Raw genomic sequence first — 16,275 nt, forward strand, 5'->3', positions numbered from 1 at the left:
ATGGAATCTTAAAACAAGAGTTTTTATTGGAGGAATATCAGGTCGACATCCAAACGATGCAACTATTGGTAAAAGATGCTGTGCGAATTTACAATACGCAAAGACCTCATTATTCTTGCCATATGAGGACTCCTGAGCAAATGCATGAACAGAAAGAGATTGAAATCAGAACCTATAAAAACAAAGATAGATGTCGGGCTAGCCCGACATCTATCTCATAAAGCGTATTAATTTTGTCCTAGTAAAAACTGTAACGCTTTTTTAGGACTAGACAAACCTGTCTCATAAAAAAGTGATCCTACCGGGAATCGAACCCAGACCAACAGAACCGGAATCTGTCATTCTATCCATTAAACTATAGGACCAATCGGAGTGCAAAATTACACTTTTTCGTGGATATTTCCACTTTCCGGATGCAGATTCTATTCTGTTTTTTTACAAGACTTGTCTATTGTCAAAAAATTACGGACGTAAGCTTTTCATTACGAAATCGATAATTTCTTTTTCTCTTTTCTTGGCAAATTCAGGATAATCCATGCCATCCCAGTTGAAAATGTACTGAGAGAACGAACGGTTGATGAATACCGAGAACAGGAGAGAGAATACGCTAAAGAGCAATTCTTTTGTTTCGATCGGACGAATAATGCCTTGTTCGATAGCTTCTTTGGTTTGTCTTTCAAAACGGATCAAAATTTCCTGTGGGAAAAGAGAAATCTTACGTTTCAGGAAGTTCAAACGTTGAGGATTGTTCAAAAACTCATTAACGATAAACAAAGGCATTTTAGGACTTGAAATAAACAACTCAAACTGAGCAGCCATCATTTGATGAAGTCTGTCAAGATAAGGTTTTTCGCCGTCCACCGCTTCAGTAAGAACCACAAGTACTTGCTTGTACTTGTTGATAAATACTGTTTCAAATAAATTTTCTTTAGATCTGAAATAATAATGAACCAAAGCGTGGTTCACTTCTGCTTTACGTGCAATTTCTGTAGTTTTTGCTGCGCTGAATCCTTTGTCAAGGAACACTTCTTCAGCAGCCATCAGGATACGATGCTCTGTATTAATTCCCTTCATTGTTGTGTAATTGATTTGGTTAGTTAAAATATAGCACAATTAAAATAAACTCTGTTCAAAACGAATATATTTGTATTCGTATTTTCGAATCAGGTTAAACACCTTACAAAGATAACAATTAAATCTATTTTTCGGTTTTTTTAAAGTAGATTTTCTTGGCCGACAAAAATAACAGATATACACCAATAAAACAACAAAAAAAAATATTTTTTTATTTCTATAACACATAAATGTTCAACCAACTCGGATTAAATAATTTTATAATTTCTTCACCATGAGAAGCTCCATAATAATAATCATTATATTCTTGATTATAACCACTCTACCCGACATCATACTTTTTAGACGATGGATAAAACCGACTAAAAAAGAGTGGCTCAAAAAATTACACTGGACTCTTTATGCCATTTTTATTGTCGGAATATTGGCACTTCTCTTCATTTTACCCAAAATTCAAAACGAAATTTTTCTTGAATTATTCATCTGGTTTAACTGGTTACTCTTAACTATATATATACCAAAATTCCTTTTAATTCTTTTTTTACTACTAAATGGAGCCATTTCTTCTCTTTTCAGGAAAAAGTTTCAAATTGTAACGTACGCAGGATTTTTTCTGGCCGGCATCACTTTTGTCGGTTTTATATATGGCGCATTCATAGGCCGTTTCGACACGGAGGTAACTCATATCGAAATTAAAAGTTCATCATTACCAAGAGCATTCAACGGGCTGAAAATCGTACAACTGTCCGACCTACACATTGGCAGTCTTGGAGCCAACAGTTCTTACTGGAAAAAAGCCGTTGATTTATGCAACAAAGAGATGCCCGATGTGGTGGTAATGACGGGTGATATGATGGACAATTTTGCATCAGAACTCACCCCTGAGCTAATTAAAACGTTCCGTCAACTAAATGCGTGCACAGGCAAATATTCCATTCTGGGCAATCACGACTACGGAGACTATACCAAATGGAGTTCTCCGGAAGCAAAAAAGGCCAACCTCGACTCTTTAATACAACGCGAAAAACAAATGGGATTCCGTCTATTAATGGATGAACACTTATTCTTAGCAAAAGACAAAGACACTCTGGTTATTGCTGGCGTCCAAAATTGGAGCAAACCACCGTTTCATTGTTATGGAAACCTTGCAAAAGCAATGAAAGGAACAGAACGTTATCCCTACGTTTTACTCCTATCTCACGATCCGAATCACTGGATGGCGCAAGTTGTAAAATATCCAAATATCCGACTTATGCTTGCCGGCCACACCCATGGAATGCAGCTTGGCATACGCAAATTCGGATTACACTGGTCGCCGGCACAATGGGTATTCAAGCAATGGGACGGACTCTACTCATATAATAATAAATCATTATACGTAAACAGAGGATTAGGTTATCTTGGGATTCCGATGCGATTGGGCATGCCTCCTGAAATAACAGTAATCACGTTAATTACAAAGTAATAAAATAAAACGAAACAAATCTTATCGAATCACAAGTAACAAACTCGCAGTACAACTTAATTCTTTAGCATCATCACCGTTTTGCAATCCGCAAAAAATGCCCTATCTTTGCATTAATATATAGAAGAAGCGCTACCATTATGATTAATAGGATTTTGCTTCGTATCAAGATCGTCCAGATTGTATTTGCATACTACAAAAGTGGCGAAAAAGATTACGGAGTTGCCGAGAAAGAGTTATTTCACAGTATTGAAAAAACCTACGACCTGTATTATCATTTGTTATTATTGGCCATCGAAGTTACCCGCTATTCTCGTAACAAAATAGATGCCGGATTACAAAAATACAGACCTACGGAAGAAGAGCTCAACCCTAACAGACGTTTTGCAGACAACCGCTTCATTGCGCAACTGGAAGCAAACGAAATGTTCGTTGAACGGGTTGAAGAGAAAAACCTTTCCTGGATTGACTCTCCGGACGTGTTAAAATCTTTGTATGATTCGATTGTATCTTCGGAATGCTACAAATCATACATGGAAAGTGAAACGAATGATTATGCCGCCGACAAAGAGTTGTGGCGTAAAATTTTCCGTAACGAAGTTCTGAACAACGAAGCATTAGCAGTTGCTCTCGAAGAACAAAGCATCTATTGGTGTGCTGAAGCCGATTTTGTGATAAGCTTCATACTGAAGACTATCAAAAAATTTGACGAAAGCAAAGGCGCTACTCAGGCATTGCTACCCATGTACAATCACGATGAGGACAAACGATTTGCTCAAAAGCTATTTTTTAATACTATCCGACACGGAGATGAATACAAGGCTCTCATTGAAGAGTTTACAAAAAACTGGGAATTAGACCGTATTGCTTACATGGATGTCATCATTATGATGGTAGCTCTCGGTGAGCTAAACGACTTTCCATCCATTCCGGTCAATGTAACACTAAATGAGTACATTGAAATAGCAAAACAATACAGCACTGATAAAAGCGGAACTTTCGTCAATGGAGTTCTCGACAAGATAGTATCCCATCTCAAAAAAGAGGGAACTCTCATGAAAGCAAACTAAATTATCGAATTAAACAAAACATAATCCAAATTAAATTCTAATTATGAACACATTAGCTCTTATCTTACAAGCTCCTGCCGGGCAACCGGGCGGCATGGCCAACTACTCCGGTATCATCATGATTGTGTTATTATTTGTCGTTTTCTATTTCTTCATGATTCGTCCACAATCAAAACGTCAGAAAGAAATCAAAAACTTTCGTGCTGCAATGAAAGTTGGTGACAAAGTAATCACTTCGGGTGGCATCTATGGCCGCATCAAAGAAATCAGCGACGATACAATTTTGTTGGAAGTTGATGAAAACGTACGTATCCGCGTAGACAAAAACTCTGTTTTTGCTACTGTTGCCGATACTCAACAGAAATAACATCGCATCAATATGTCTGCTAAAAAACCCATACGGCAGATAAAACGCTTAGGCAAAAAGACAAAAGCTCCTTTCCCAACGAAAGAGGCTTTTGTCTTTTTGTCTTTTCTGATCTTTTCGACCTTACTTTGGTTTCTTTATAAAGTTAGTCATGTACAAGAACTTAAAGTCAAAGTCCCAATTGAATATGTTGGCATTCCAAACAACGTAGAACTCGTTGGCAAACTCCCCAAAACTCTCACCGTACAATTCAAGGATAAAGGGTCGGCTCTTTTCACTTACATCCTGAAACAGGAATTACCTCCTTTCAAAGTTGACCTGACCGGGCAATTCAAAGGAACAGGACGCATTTCCCTCCCGACCAGCAAATACGAAGGCCAGATATTCAACAAACTAAAACCGACCGCAACGCAAATACACATTGCTCCCGACTCGTTGATTATCCACTATTATTCTTTATACAAAAAGATTGTTCCGGTTCGGTTTTACGGTTCCATTCAACCTGCACAACAATTCATCCTCACACACGGCATTTCGGTTTCCCCGGCATTTTTGGAAGTGTATGGCAACAAGCAGAATCTCGATACACTCAAAATCATTTACACAGAACCAATACACCTTAAAGATGTCAAAGATTCCGTTAATTCGGATTTCTACCTTAAAGTTCCCAGAGGAATACACTTGTCACAACCCAAAGTAAGAGTGCATGCTGCGGTAGAACCATTTACCGAAAAAACGCTGGAGGTCCCGGTAACCAGCATCAACCTTCCCGATCAATATTTGTTGCGAACTTTTCCTGCAACCGTTAAAGTAATTTGTCTGGTGGGTGTCTCTCATTTCAAATCGCTGACTTCCGAAAGCATTCAGGCTGTTGTCAACTACAATACTTTGTCTAGAATCAACGCCGGAAAAGCCAAAATTCAGGTATTTTCCACATCATCCGACCTTATCCGGTATCATGTGTCGCCCGAGACTGTAGATTTTCTTCTTGAAATAAAAAAATAATCATGGATATTGTTGGTATTACAGGAGGAATTGGATCTGGGAAATCAGTGATATCAAAACTACTGATTGCCATGGGTTATCCCGTCTATGACTCGGACGTGGAGGCCAAAAAGATTATGCAGTCTGATTTAGTTGTAATCAAGGAACTTCAGCTGGAATTTGGAGAAAACACATATATCAACGACCAGTTAAACAAACAACACCTTGCCAGCGAAGTGTTCGGGAATCCTGAACGCCTACAAGCGCTGAACGCAATTGTCCATCCCGCGGTCAAAAGACATTTCCAGGCGTGGGCGACACAACAATCAGGTTCGGTTGTGTTTCTGGAAACTGCCATTTTATTTGAGAGCGGATTTAATAGCGAAACACATAAAGTCATTTTGGTTACGGCGCCATTAGACATTCGAATAGAACGGGTTGTTCGCCGCGATCAGTGCACCCAAGAGCAGGTAATGCAACGCATAGCGCAACAATGGACCGAAGAAGCGAAGGCGCTTAAATCCGACTTTATCATCGTCAATGACGGATTGCACTCTTTAATCAAGCAAACCGAGAAAATAATTTCGGAACTTACACAATAGCAGAACCTCCGGTTATTCTCCGGCAAACCGAATCACAAAATACATGTCCCAGTACAAACACCTCTTTTTCGACCTCGACAATACTCTTTGGAATTTTACGGAGAACGCCCGTTCAGCACTTTTTGACGTTTATACAACTTACAACCTCAACCGGTATTATCCTGAATTCGACTCGTATTTCAACCAGTTCGAAGAAAACAACGTTGCGCTCTGGCGGCTTTACGGAGCCGACAAAATAACCAAAGAATTTCTAAACACTGAACGATTTTTAGCTCCGCTGAGAAAATTTGGGATTCTAAATGAGCCGCTTGCCAGAGCAATGAGCACGTTTTACCTTGAGCAATGCTGCGAAAAGACAGCAGTCATGCCAAATACATTTTCTACTTTGGACTATCTGAAACCACATTACGATCTCTATATCATTTCGAATGGCTTCAAAGAAGTTCAGTACAAGAAACTAAAAAAATCGGGGTTATCCGGCTACTTCAACAAAATCTTCTTATCCGAAGAAGTAGGACACCACAAGCCCAAACCCGAATTTTTCGCACACATGTTTTCAGTTTCGAATGCTCAAAAGAAAGACAGCCTTGTGATTGGCGACAATTTTGAAGCGGACATTGAAGGCGCCATGAATTTCGGCATCGATCAGGTGTATTATTCTGCCGATTCATCTCAAACGCTCATCAAGCAGCCCACATATACAATTCACAACTTATCAGAGCTTTGCTCTTTTTTGTGAATTTATAAAAATCAATTAATATTTATTACTTTATTTAGATAATTCACACATTTTCACACTTATGTGGTTTCACTAAATAAAAGAATATGTATCTTTGTGGATAATCGATCTAAAAACTAAGGTATGTTTGGTATCAATCTCAACGGATTAATCCCGTTAAGAAGCGCTGCAGATGAGGCAAGCGAACAGCTCACACAGATTTTATTTGGTGAATATTTCACTGTAGAAGAAGTCATTGAACGCTGGGTTCGGATTCATAACGTCCGTGATAACGAGACCGGATGGATCGACCGTAAAATGATGACTCCTATTGATGAGCGATTATTCGACCAACTAAACCAACAGGAGCATGTCGTGGTCTCGAAACCTCTTTCGTATGCGACCCTTCAGGACGGAACAAAACAGCCTTTACCCGGCGGCAGCCTGCTTCCCTTCTATAACAAAGACAAACAGCAATTCTCAATAGGCGACCGCGTTTTCGGATTCTCCTCAGAAGACACAAACATCAACACATCATCGTCCGAATTTGTAGAAAAGGCCTTAGCATACCTCCACGCTCCTTATCTATGGGGCGGCAAAAACATCATGGGAATAGATTGCTCGGGACTGGTTCAGGTGGCAGCACTCATGTGTGGAAAGCAACTAACGAGGAACGCCCGTCAGCAAATAGAATTCGGAGAACAGGTAAGTTTTCTGGCCGAAGCACAACCCGGTGATGTTGCCTTTTTTGACCACGACGACGGCTACATAAGCCACGTAGGGATTCTGCTCAACGATCACCAAATTTTGCACGCATCAGGCGAAGTACACATTGCCCCTATCGACAATCAGGGAATCAAATCCGTCATTACCGGGAAATATACTCACTCTCTTAGGGTTATCAAGAGAATACTATAAATTCTGTCTTTTAATCACAAATAGCTACTACTATGAATAGCCCCTACCCCGTGTTATTTGTCGGACATGGGACTCCGATGAATGCCATAGAAGAAAATGAATTCACAACCCAATGGAAAGAGATTGGACGCCAGCTTCCGACGCCGGAAGCCATTGTATGCATATCTGCTCATTGGCTCACAAGTGGCTCATGTGTAACTCTTTCTCGCCATCCCCGTACCATTCACGATTTTGGGGGATTTCCGGAAAAGCTCCATGCTGTAAAATATGGCGCACCGGGGAATCCTGAATTAGCAAAAGAGATTATCGATACTGTCAGGACTGCAAATATAATAAGTGATCTGGAATGGGGCTATGACCATGGCTGCTGGAGCATTTTAACGCATATGTTTCCCGAAGCAACTATTCCTGTCATTCAGTTCAGTCTGAACGATACACTTCCCGAGAAGAAACATTTCGAACTCGCCAAACAATTAGCTTTTTTACGTAACAAAAAAGTGCTAATTTTGTGCAGTGGAAACATTATTCATAATCTTCGTTTGCTCGACTGGAGCAAAAAAGACGATGAAGAGTTTGGCTACGACTGGGCGAATGCTGTTAGTAGCCTGATGAAGAAATTGATCACTTCAAACAAGGTTGACGATTTGTGTAATTACCTCAAACTCGGACCTGACGTACAAAGGGCAATTCCAACCCCTGATCATTTTTGGCCAGTGCTTTACGCTTTAGCATTGAAGCGCCCCGAAGAAACAGTCCGTTTTTTTAATGATAAATTAGTAATGGGTTCATTATCTATGACCTCATTTATTATTCAATAAAATTGTTACAGCGAAAAATTATTATAGAATGAAAACAAATCCGGCAGAATGCCTCTATTGCACTAAAAACCAGACGCAACAAGACTTAATGATAAAAATTTGCGATCTTTCGGTTTCTGAACTTTTCCTTTTCAAAGAACAATCCTATCATGGCCGTACGTTGGTTGCCTACAAGGGTCATGTGGACGGGCTTTTTGAACTGACCGATGAAGAACGCAACGCTTTTATGGCTGATGTTGCCAAAACTGCTGCAGCAATGGACAAGGCATTCCATCCTGACAAAATCAACTTCGGAGCTTATTCCGACACGCTATCTCACCTTCACTTTCACATTGTCCCCAAATATCAGGGTGCATTCGGCTGGGGCGGTGTATTCGAAATGAATCCAAAACAGAAATATTTGAGCGATGCTGAGTATACTCAGGTAATCGATGCAATCAAAGCTGCTCTCTAAGAAAAAACACCTGAACATACATAAAGAACCGGAAGACCTTGTCTTCTATCTTTTTTCAAAGCAAAGGCTGATATTCTCAGTCTTTGCTCTGTTTTTAATACGGTTATAATGAAACGATTAATATTATTTTTTTGCTGTATTTTATATATCACGAATGCCATGGCGTTGCGTCAACCCAGAGAAATGAAAACTCAGGTGGATTCTCTGTTGGCAAGCTATGAACGTACTTACGCCGGTTTGGGAAGATTCCGCGTAAAAGAAATATCCATCAATGCAGCCGAAAAACGCGTTAACATTTACTGCAGCGAATCGTTATCGTATATTCCTTATCGTCCGGCAGTGGTGTCAAAACTATACGCTCAGCTTGATTCATTAACCCACGCAGGGCAGCCCGACTACAAAGTACAGGTTTTTGCCGGAAGCAAAGAACTCAGCGCCCTCATACCAAATATGTTCCGTCCTGATAAGAACGTAGACAGAAATAGATTCCCTAAAAAAGAATTTCAGGGAACACCTCTCATGACTCCATTGTCAAAGCCATACACTGTCACACAAGGACTGGGAAATCGTCATTTGGCTCTTTGGCAAAGTCACGGTTTATACTACCGCCTTCGCACCGACCGCTGGCTCTGGCAACGCGATCGGGTATTTCAGACCGTCGAAGACAAATACACCATGAGCTACGTTCTCCCTTATCTCGTACCAATGCTGGAGAATGCAGGTGCAAATGTTTTTTTGCCCCGCGAACGAGACACGCAGACCAACGAAGTGATTGTGGATAATGACGGTTCTTCCGGCTCTTCCATCTATCGCGAACGAGGCACAACCATTGAAAATGGAGGTAATTCAGGTTTTGGATTCACAAAGAAACAACTTGAAAATACCGAAAATCCTTTTACTCTGGGAACCTACCGTAAATCCGGTGCACGATCTACTGAAAATGTAGCATTCGAATGGATACCCGATATTCCGGAAGATGGTTGGTACTTCGTATCAATTGCATACAAAACCTTAGCAAACAGCAGTAAAAATGCTCATTACACGATTTATCATACCGGAGGCCAAACCGAATTTTCGATAAATCAGCAAATGGGTGGTGGGACATGGATTTACCTTGGTAATTTTTATTTTAAGAAAGGAATACACTCCGAATCAGGCAGAGTAACTTTAACAGGTGCTACAAAAGGAAGAGGAACTGTAATCACGGCCGATGCCGTTCGTTTCGGGGGAGGAATGGGAAATATCGCCCGACCGGACTTCAGCTATGAAAAAATGCCTTCAAAACCCGCAGCTCCGGCTAAACCTGACACCACATTGCAGCACATACAGGAACCGAACATTACGAACAACAACATCATCACAGATGAAAAAATGCCTCAGGACAGTCTGAGTACCGACACCGTTCGCTACACAACCAAACACGTTTCAGTCAGCGGCCGAGCCCGTTATCTGGAAGGAGCCCGTTACTGGCTTCAATGGGCTGGCATGCCGTCAAATATCTATCATAAACGCAAAGACGAAGCGCCGAATGATTACAACGAAGATATCTGGGCACGCCCTTATTGGGTGAATTATCTCAATGGCGGTTCTGTCTATTCGGGAAAAGATTCGGCTTCTACCGGTTTAAAAATCCCCATAGATCTTTCAATGGCTATTCATTCCGATGCCGGAAGAGTAAAAGGAGATTCCATTGTCGGCACATTGGCAATTTACACAACATCTCTCAACAACGGTCAGTTCAGCACCGGACAAACTCGCATGACCTCACGTGATCTGGCCGACATGATACAAACCCAAATTGTTGACGACCTGCACCAAAGGGGAGTAAAAAACTGGACGCGAAGAGGTTTATGGGATCGTTCATATGCCGAGTCCCGAGAAACAGATGTTCCTTCGGTGCTGATGGAACTACTGTCCCACGAAAACTTTGCTGACATGAAATACGGTCTCGATCCGAGGTTTAAGTTTACCGTCAGCCGGTCTATCTACAAAGCCATACTGAAGTATCTGGCCTATCAACATCATAGTCCGTTTGTCGTTCAACCACTCCCTGTCAGCCATCTTGCTTCGGAGTTTGTGGACGACACCCACATTAACCTCTCCTGGAAAGCAGAAAACGACTCACTGGAACCAACGGCAATTCCAAACCGCTTTATCGTCTACACCCGTGTGGAAGGCGAAGGTTTCGACAACGGGCAGATTACGGAAGGTACATCCATGACACTTGCTGTTGAGAAAGGGAAAATCTACAGTTTTCGTGTAACCGCTGTCAATGATGGCGGTGAAAGTATGCCGTCGGAAACTCTTTCGGTATGTCGCAACTGGAAGAGCACACCTGTGGCGATGATCGTCAACGGATTTGACCGCATCTCTGCGCCCACATGGTTCGACACGCCTTCTTACGGAGGTTTTACCGACAACGGTGTGCCTGACAAAGCGGATATTTCATACACCGGCAAGCAGAACAACTTCAACCGACTGAATTTCAAAGGTCAGGAATCGTCATCCTTTGGTAACTCCGATGCCAATTTTGAAAATACCGCTGTTGCCGGTAATAGCTTTGACTTTCCGTACATTCATGGGCAGGCGCTTAAAGCTGCCGGATATTCTTTTGTTTCCTGCAGCCGGGCAGCAGTGGAAGAAAACGGGGAGCTGTTGAACGGCTATAAAATGGTAGATCTTATACTCGGAAAAGAAAAACAGGTTCCTTTCGGAGGAAATATCAATCATGTAGCATTCAGAACATTTACCGATAAACTAAATGCGGCTTTACGCCGTTATTGCATTGCAGGGGGAAATCTTTTTGTTTCGGGCAGTTTCGTCGGATCCGACTTATGGAATAACGGACAAGCAGATTCTACGGGCGTTAACTTTGCGACTTCGGTATTGAAATACAAATGGCACAACGAAAAAGCATCCGTTTCCGGGCAATTGCAGGGCGTCACACTGCCCTACGCTACATTTGCAGGACAATGGAATTTTTGCACCCAGATCAACGACAAGCAATACGCCGTTGAGTCTGCCGACGGTATAGATCCGGCTGACAATGCGCCGAACGCGCATACCATTGCTTTGTATCCCGAAAGCAATATAAGCGCGGCCGTAGCTTACAAAGGAAGCTATAAAACCGTGGTATGCGGATTCCCGTTCGAATCCCTCAACACTGAAGAACAGCGCAAAGATTGGATGCAGAAAGTAATACGTTTCTTTGAGAAATAACAACCCGTTAAAATTTCGGCTTATGAACATCGTTTTTTTATTTATCGGACTCATTATCGGTGCGTTGAGTGTTGCCGTATGGCTGAATAAACAATTATCGGCCACCCGCAATGCGGCCACCGAAAGAGAGAAACAGTTCCTGTTGGATCAGGCTGAAACAGACCGTAAAAAATCGATCGTAGATGAAACATTGCGTATAAAAACCGAAGAAAATGCACGCCTGACGTCCGACTTGGAATCGGCCCGCAATTCTATTGCCGCACAGAGCGAACAAATTGCCCGTACCACTACGGAAAACAGCTATTTACGAGAACAACTCGATCAACAAAAGAGTGAATTGGCCGAATTGCAAAAGAAACTCCAGACCGAATTCGAAAATATTGCGAACCGCATTCTGAAAGAACGTTCGAACGAATTTGTTCAGCACAACGAAAAGAATATCGGAGAGATCCTCAACCCGTTACGGGAGAAAATAGCTTCCTTCGAAAAGAAAGTGGAAGAAGCCTATGATAAGGAATTGCGCGACAAAGTCAGCCTGCGGGAAGAAGTAAAAAAACTGACCGAACTAAACACCCGTGTAAGTGAAGAAGCCAACAATTTGACCCGTGCCCTTAAGGGTGATGTCAAGAAGCAAGGAAACTGGGGTGAAATTATCCTGGAACGCGTTCTCGAACGTTCGGGACTGACCAAAGGACAGGAATACGAACGTGAAGAGGTGGTTGAAGGTGCCGATATGTGTGTACAACGCCCCGACGTAATTCTTCACTTACCTGATAACAAACACATTATTGTCGACTCAAAAGTATCGCTTGTTGCGTATGAACGCCTGATGGCGGCAGAAACTGACGAGCAACGTGCTCTGTTTCAAAAAGAACACATCGCTTCACTGCGTAGTCATGTAAAGTTGCTCAGCGAAAAGAATTACCAAAACGCACACAACCTCAACACCCCCGATTTCGTGTTGATGTTCGTTCCGATCGAAGCCTCATTCTCTATTGCCGTTCAGGCCGACAACGAACTATTTTCGTATGCCTGGGAAAAGAAAATCGTCATTGTAAGCCCCACTACTCTGCTGGCCACCCTGCGTACCATTTCGTCTATCTGGAAACAGGAGAACCAGAGTCGTAACGCACAGGAAATTGCACGCCTTAGTGGAACGCTGTATGATAAACTGGCCGGGTTTGTAACCGACCTCGGCAAAATCAAAGACAGTATCGACAAGGCAGGAAATTCTTACGACGAAGCAATGAAAAAACTCCAAAACGGGAACGGCAATATTTTCCGCACTGCTGAGAAAATCAAAGAACTTGGAGCCAAAAGCAATAAGCAATTACCGGAAGATCTGATCGGATAACCACCTCTCCATCAGAGATTACGTATTTAATAATTAGATAAGGAGCTTCCGCCCCTTTGACCCCGACTACCTTTTTGTCTTAAAACAAAAAGGTAGCAAAAAATTCAAGGCTATGCCCGCTTCGCTCAAAAAACCGGCGCTCGTCAAGCTAAATTGACCAAACTTGCCCCTTCCTTTCGTCAGGAGCTTCAAACAATGGACAATTTTACGCTTGCCTCTCTTGTTTTTTGGCTCTCCGGACAAGGCCGGTCCCAATCTGACGTAGCATTCTTTACAAATTTAGCGTCTATTATTTACCAAAATTTTAAATACATAATCACTGACCTCTCACTATGAAACTGCTTATCCTGATCACGATATTTTGTCCCATTGCCCTGATATATCTGGTTCCCCGCTATATAAAACTGCGCGAGAAATATATCCGTCTTGAAGAAAACAGCGTCTCTCTCCAAAAGTATAATGCCGTTCAAAACGAACTAAAGCGGCTTAAAAAGTTATTGGCTCAAAAGGAGCAGGAAACAGGACAAACTTCCGGCAAGTAAACAAAACTTGACTATTTTCCTGCAATCCGACCATGTTGTCGGATTTCCTCTTTTTTCTTTTTTATCGAATCATTCGCTCTCTTTTGTGGGCAAAACATCTTTTAGAACTCCAACTATTTTGTCTCAATAGCAACCCTCAATCCGGCTTCATACAAAAAGCCGACTTTATTTTACCAGCGATCTTCATCAAGAATCTATCTGTAAAAATAACAAAACAACCCCAAATAATTAAACAAACAGCTTCTCGCAAAGCCATTACCCGAAAAATATTCATAAAACAATAATATTCAAAACATTACCCTCAAAATAACAATGTAATATTTTTTTAAAATGCAACAAAGATCACAAATTCAGCAGCATCGATTCAATTCATAACGACTAGATTTGCATGTATAGTATAACCACAAGAACCAATATAATTATACATTCCGAAGGAATGATTTTTCAGACAGCATATTGCTGTGCTACATTTAAGCCCAAATCTAAAGAGAAAAGCCGAGGTTAATTGATAGCCTCGGCTTTATTTTTTTGTATTTTATTTTCAGATCTTGCAAATTCAATTTATTTTTTGATAACTTTGTTTGCAGCGTTTTGAGAGAAATTTCAAGTATGTACACATACATGTATCTTCTTTTGAGTGTTGCTGACCGGACAAACCAATTGCAAACACAAGATCAAACTACAATATGGGACTCTATATTACCGGACTTGGAATGTTACTTTCCTTCGTGTTAGCATTATATTCCCGCCTGCATTTCAGAGGGAATATCTATTTGGCTATATTCTTTTTCCTTTTTAATCTTGAAGAGTTTGCTATTGATGCGCTGCATGTTGAGAAATATCCTGTCATAGCAGCAGTCATGTTATACCATTTTGCCCCCCTATTTTTCCTCATCGGCCCAGCTTTCTATCTATATTCCAGAAGTATAATCACGAACTCCGCCCGCTTGTACAAGAAAGACCTTTGGCATCTTCTGCCTGTTATTGTCACATTTATTGTTTTATGGAAGTATTATTTTTGGAGTTTTGATCACAAGATTTCTCTGGCAGTAGAAATAAGCAAAGGAATACAAGCTTACCTCTTCGGTTTTCGTAGCATTATTCCGCAGGCATATATCAACCTGTTACGAGCAATTTCAATTCTTGGCTACATTAGTTATGCTGCATGGATTTTTTATAGGAACCTGCCTCAAATCAGGTCTCATTCGCTCTTAAGACCCAAACAACGGCAAAGTGTAGAGCTTTGGTTGAGAGTCACCTTTATATGCACTATCACGCTTTCCTTTATTTATCTGTTGGCTTCGATACAATTAGTTGCTTTCAACAAAATTGACATAGTCGGACCCAATCATTTCATAATTCCGTTGATTTACATGGCGCTCAATATAATTCTCTTGTTTTGTCCGCAAATATTGTATGGACTTCTCTCTCATGTGGCAAGCATCGATGATATTGAAGATCAATCCGTTGCCGAGAAACCCGAAAACACTAAGAATAATGGTACTCCCGATTTACTTCTCTTTACTGACGAATATATTGACGAAATTGAAAGAAAACTGAAGAATGTTGTGATGCAGAAAGAATATTGTAACCTGGATTTGTCCCGTTCTAAACTGTCGAACCTAACGGGAATTCCCCTACATCATCTTTCCTATTATTTCTCCAATATTCTGAATATCAAATTCACAGACTGGAGAAATCAACTACGGGTAGACCATGCTAAGAAGTTAATTTCATCTGAAACAATGAAAACCATGACGCTGGACGCAATAGCAAATCAATGCGGATTCGGAAACCGGCAAAATTTCATTGCATCCTTTAAAAAAATGACCTCCATGACTCCGTCCGAATATCTGAATTCGACAAAGAAATGAAGGTCAAATATTAATTCAGGGTCTCTTCCGCTTAAATGTTGTCTTACCTCCAAACAACTTCAGGCTAATGCTATTCAATATTCAGCCAACCGGTTTCGTCAGGTGGAATGAATCATTTTACCTGAAACACACCTACGGGCGACGTAGAACTATTCCCCGCTTTATCTGTCGTTACCACCTTCCAGTAATAGGTCTTTCCACTTGACAAGTTCTGAGACAATGTCGTTGATGTTTGTGAAGCTACAACCTGAGTCGATGCATTGGTATTATCAAGATAGAACGCATAGCCGGCAATATCATTGTCAGGATCGGAGCCGCTCCATTGAAACGTAACCTGCGTAGTAGACGCACCTCCGGCATTGACTACCGCGCCTGAAGCCGGTGACGTCAAATCGGCAGGAAATGGTGCATAACTACCGGAGGCAACTCCCGACAAAAAGAATTTCCACGCATTGCCGGAGGTTTTCCCTGAAGAATTTATAGCCGTCACGCTCCATGAATATGGGACATTAGCATCCAGACTTGCTGTATATGACACGTTATTTGTGTTATAACTAACGGTAGCCTGAGTGTTCAGATTCTTAACATCTAAACGGTAGCTATCGGCATTGGTTGAGGCGCTCCACGAAAAAGTAACCGATGCAGAACTTCCGCTTGCTGACGAACTTTTAAGACATGCTGTATTATCAGCTGGAGAAGATAATGTTACAGCACCCGGAACCGGCACAGGTGTATCCTTCTTTCCACAACCTGCAAGCAGGAACGTTGCTATCAAAGCAACAACAGAAAATAAATATTTTGATTGCATATTAGTAG

General features: G+C 41.3%; 16 protein-coding genes and 1 tRNA gene. 14 read left to right on the forward strand and 3 right to left on the reverse strand.

Annotation, left to right across the window (positions count from 1 at the left end; genetic code table 11):
* Window positions 1-221: integrase core domain-containing protein (locus tag F8N35_RS07120; RefSeq protein WP_293050727.1), on the forward strand; the 221-nt coding region annotated here is incomplete at its 5' end.
* A gap of 72 nt (window positions 222-293) precedes the next feature.
* Here the strand turns inward: F8N35_RS07120 and F8N35_RS07125 are convergent.
* Both F8N35_RS07125 and F8N35_RS07130 read right to left on the reverse strand, forming a co-directional pair.
* Window positions 294-365 (reverse strand) — tRNA-Arg (locus F8N35_RS07125).
* A 97-nt stretch (window positions 366-462) separates the two neighbouring features.
* Window positions 463-1,074, reverse strand: coding sequence for a TetR/AcrR family transcriptional regulator (locus F8N35_RS07130; protein WP_293050728.1), 612 nt, complete (start codon window positions 1,072-1,074; stop codon window positions 463-465).
* A 274-nt stretch (window positions 1,075-1,348) separates the two neighbouring features.
* On the opposite strand from F8N35_RS07130, the gene F8N35_RS07135 reads away from it, so the two are divergent.
* The 13 genes from F8N35_RS07135 (at window position 1,349) to F8N35_RS07195 (ending at window position 15,459) form a co-directional block, all read left to right on the forward strand.
* Window positions 1,349-2,539 (forward strand): metallophosphoesterase, encoded by a 1,191-nt coding sequence (locus F8N35_RS07135; protein WP_293050729.1) that lies wholly within the window; start codon window positions 1,349-1,351, stop codon window positions 2,537-2,539.
* A gap of 140 nt (window positions 2,540-2,679) precedes the next feature.
* Window positions 2,680-3,609, forward strand: coding sequence for a transcription antitermination factor NusB (gene nusB, locus F8N35_RS07140; protein WP_293050730.1), 930 nt, complete (start codon window positions 2,680-2,682; stop codon window positions 3,607-3,609).
* Between the two features lie 43 nt (window positions 3,610-3,652).
* Window positions 3,653-3,976, forward strand: coding sequence for a preprotein translocase subunit YajC (yajC, locus tag F8N35_RS07145; protein ID WP_293050731.1), 324 nt, complete (start codon window positions 3,653-3,655; stop codon window positions 3,974-3,976).
* 12 nt (window positions 3,977-3,988) lie between these two features.
* On the forward strand, window positions 3,989-4,981 hold the full coding sequence (locus F8N35_RS07150) for a YbbR-like domain-containing protein (RefSeq protein WP_293050732.1): 993 nt from the start codon (window positions 3,989-3,991) through the stop codon (window positions 4,979-4,981).
* A gap of 2 nt (window positions 4,982-4,983) precedes the next feature.
* Window positions 4,984-5,562, forward strand: a complete 579-nt coding sequence (coaE, locus tag F8N35_RS07155; protein ID WP_293050734.1) for a dephospho-CoA kinase — start codon at window positions 4,984-4,986, stop codon at window positions 5,560-5,562.
* A 43-nt stretch (window positions 5,563-5,605) separates the two neighbouring features.
* Window positions 5,606-6,301 carry a YjjG family noncanonical pyrimidine nucleotidase gene (locus F8N35_RS07160; protein ID WP_293050736.1) on the forward strand — a complete coding sequence of 232 codons (696 nt, stop codon included), beginning with the start codon at window positions 5,606-5,608 and terminating at the stop codon, window positions 6,299-6,301.
* Window positions 6,302-6,424: 123 nt separating this feature from the next.
* Window positions 6,425-7,198: a C40 family peptidase gene (locus F8N35_RS07165; protein WP_293050738.1), complete on the forward strand. Its 774-nt coding sequence runs from the start codon at window positions 6,425-6,427 to the stop codon at window positions 7,196-7,198.
* 32 nt (window positions 7,199-7,230) lie between these two features.
* Window positions 7,231-8,016 carry a 4,5-DOPA dioxygenase extradiol gene (ygiD, locus tag F8N35_RS07170; RefSeq protein WP_293050740.1) on the forward strand — a complete coding sequence of 262 codons (786 nt, stop codon included), beginning with the start codon at window positions 7,231-7,233 and terminating at the stop codon, window positions 8,014-8,016.
* A 28-nt stretch (window positions 8,017-8,044) separates the two neighbouring features.
* Window positions 8,045-8,470, forward strand: coding sequence for an HIT family protein (locus F8N35_RS07175; protein ID WP_293050741.1), 426 nt, complete (start codon window positions 8,045-8,047; stop codon window positions 8,468-8,470).
* A 108-nt stretch (window positions 8,471-8,578) separates the two neighbouring features.
* Window positions 8,579-11,689 (forward strand): N-acetylmuramoyl-L-alanine amidase, encoded by a 3,111-nt coding sequence (locus tag F8N35_RS07180; RefSeq protein WP_293050743.1) that lies wholly within the window; start codon window positions 8,579-8,581, stop codon window positions 11,687-11,689.
* 22 nt (window positions 11,690-11,711) lie between these two features.
* Window positions 11,712-13,043: a DNA recombination protein RmuC gene (gene rmuC, locus F8N35_RS07185; RefSeq protein ID WP_293050745.1), complete on the forward strand. Its 1,332-nt coding sequence runs from the start codon at window positions 11,712-11,714 to the stop codon at window positions 13,041-13,043.
* Between the two features lie 332 nt (window positions 13,044-13,375).
* A complete protein-coding gene (locus F8N35_RS07190) occupies window positions 13,376-13,585 on the forward strand; it encodes a hypothetical protein (RefSeq protein WP_293050747.1) in 210 nt (69 codons plus the stop codon).
* Between the two features lie 686 nt (window positions 13,586-14,271).
* Window positions 14,272-15,459, forward strand: a complete 1,188-nt coding sequence (locus F8N35_RS07195; protein ID WP_293050749.1) for a helix-turn-helix domain-containing protein — start codon at window positions 14,272-14,274, stop codon at window positions 15,457-15,459.
* Between the two features lie 112 nt (window positions 15,460-15,571).
* On the opposite strand, the gene F8N35_RS07200 is transcribed toward F8N35_RS07195, so the two are convergent.
* Complete coding sequence (locus F8N35_RS07200; RefSeq protein WP_293050750.1) at window positions 15,572-16,267, reverse strand: hypothetical protein; 696 nt, start codon at window positions 16,265-16,267, stop codon at window positions 15,572-15,574.
* Window positions 16,268-16,275: the final 8 nt, after the last annotated feature.

This window comes from Paludibacter sp., from assembly GCF_009712605.1.
In the GTDB taxonomy this organism is placed as follows: domain Bacteria; phylum Bacteroidota; class Bacteroidia; order Bacteroidales; family Paludibacteraceae; genus Microbacter.

What these genes read in the sequence shown, in the direction of transcription:
- F8N35_RS07130 (WP_293050728.1), bottom strand. Translation starts at nt 1,074, where the DNA reads ATGAAGGGAATTAATACAGAGCATCGTATCCTGATGGCTGCTGAAGAA.
- F8N35_RS07180 (WP_293050743.1), top strand. Translation starts at nt 8,579, where the DNA reads ATGAAACGATTAATATTATTTTTTTGCTGTATTTTATATATCACGAAT.
- F8N35_RS07165 (WP_293050738.1), top strand. Translation starts at nt 6,425, where the DNA reads ATGTTTGGTATCAATCTCAACGGATTAATCCCGTTAAGAAGCGCTGCA.
- F8N35_RS07175 (WP_293050741.1), top strand. Translation starts at nt 8,045, where the DNA reads ATGAAAACAAATCCGGCAGAATGCCTCTATTGCACTAAAAACCAGACG.
- F8N35_RS07135 (WP_293050729.1), top strand. Translation starts at nt 1,349, where the DNA reads ATGAGAAGCTCCATAATAATAATCATTATATTCTTGATTATAACCACT.
- ygiD (WP_293050740.1), top strand. Translation starts at nt 7,231, where the DNA reads ATGAATAGCCCCTACCCCGTGTTATTTGTCGGACATGGGACTCCGATG.
- F8N35_RS07150 (WP_293050732.1), top strand. Translation starts at nt 3,989, where the DNA reads ATGTCTGCTAAAAAACCCATACGGCAGATAAAACGCTTAGGCAAAAAG.
- yajC (WP_293050731.1), top strand. Translation starts at nt 3,653, where the DNA reads ATGAACACATTAGCTCTTATCTTACAAGCTCCTGCCGGGCAACCGGGC.
- nusB (WP_293050730.1), top strand. Translation starts at nt 2,680, where the DNA reads ATGATTAATAGGATTTTGCTTCGTATCAAGATCGTCCAGATTGTATTT.
- F8N35_RS07200 (WP_293050750.1), bottom strand. Translation starts at nt 16,267, where the DNA reads ATGCAATCAAAATATTTATTTTCTGTTGTTGCTTTGATAGCAACGTTC.
- F8N35_RS07195 (WP_293050749.1), top strand. Translation starts at nt 14,272, where the DNA reads ATGGGACTCTATATTACCGGACTTGGAATGTTACTTTCCTTCGTGTTA.
- rmuC (WP_293050745.1), top strand. Translation starts at nt 11,712, where the DNA reads ATGAACATCGTTTTTTTATTTATCGGACTCATTATCGGTGCGTTGAGT.
- coaE (WP_293050734.1), top strand. Translation starts at nt 4,984, where the DNA reads ATGGATATTGTTGGTATTACAGGAGGAATTGGATCTGGGAAATCAGTG.
- F8N35_RS07160 (WP_293050736.1), top strand. Translation starts at nt 5,606, where the DNA reads ATGTCCCAGTACAAACACCTCTTTTTCGACCTCGACAATACTCTTTGG.
- F8N35_RS07190 (WP_293050747.1), top strand. Translation starts at nt 13,376, where the DNA reads ATGAAACTGCTTATCCTGATCACGATATTTTGTCCCATTGCCCTGATA.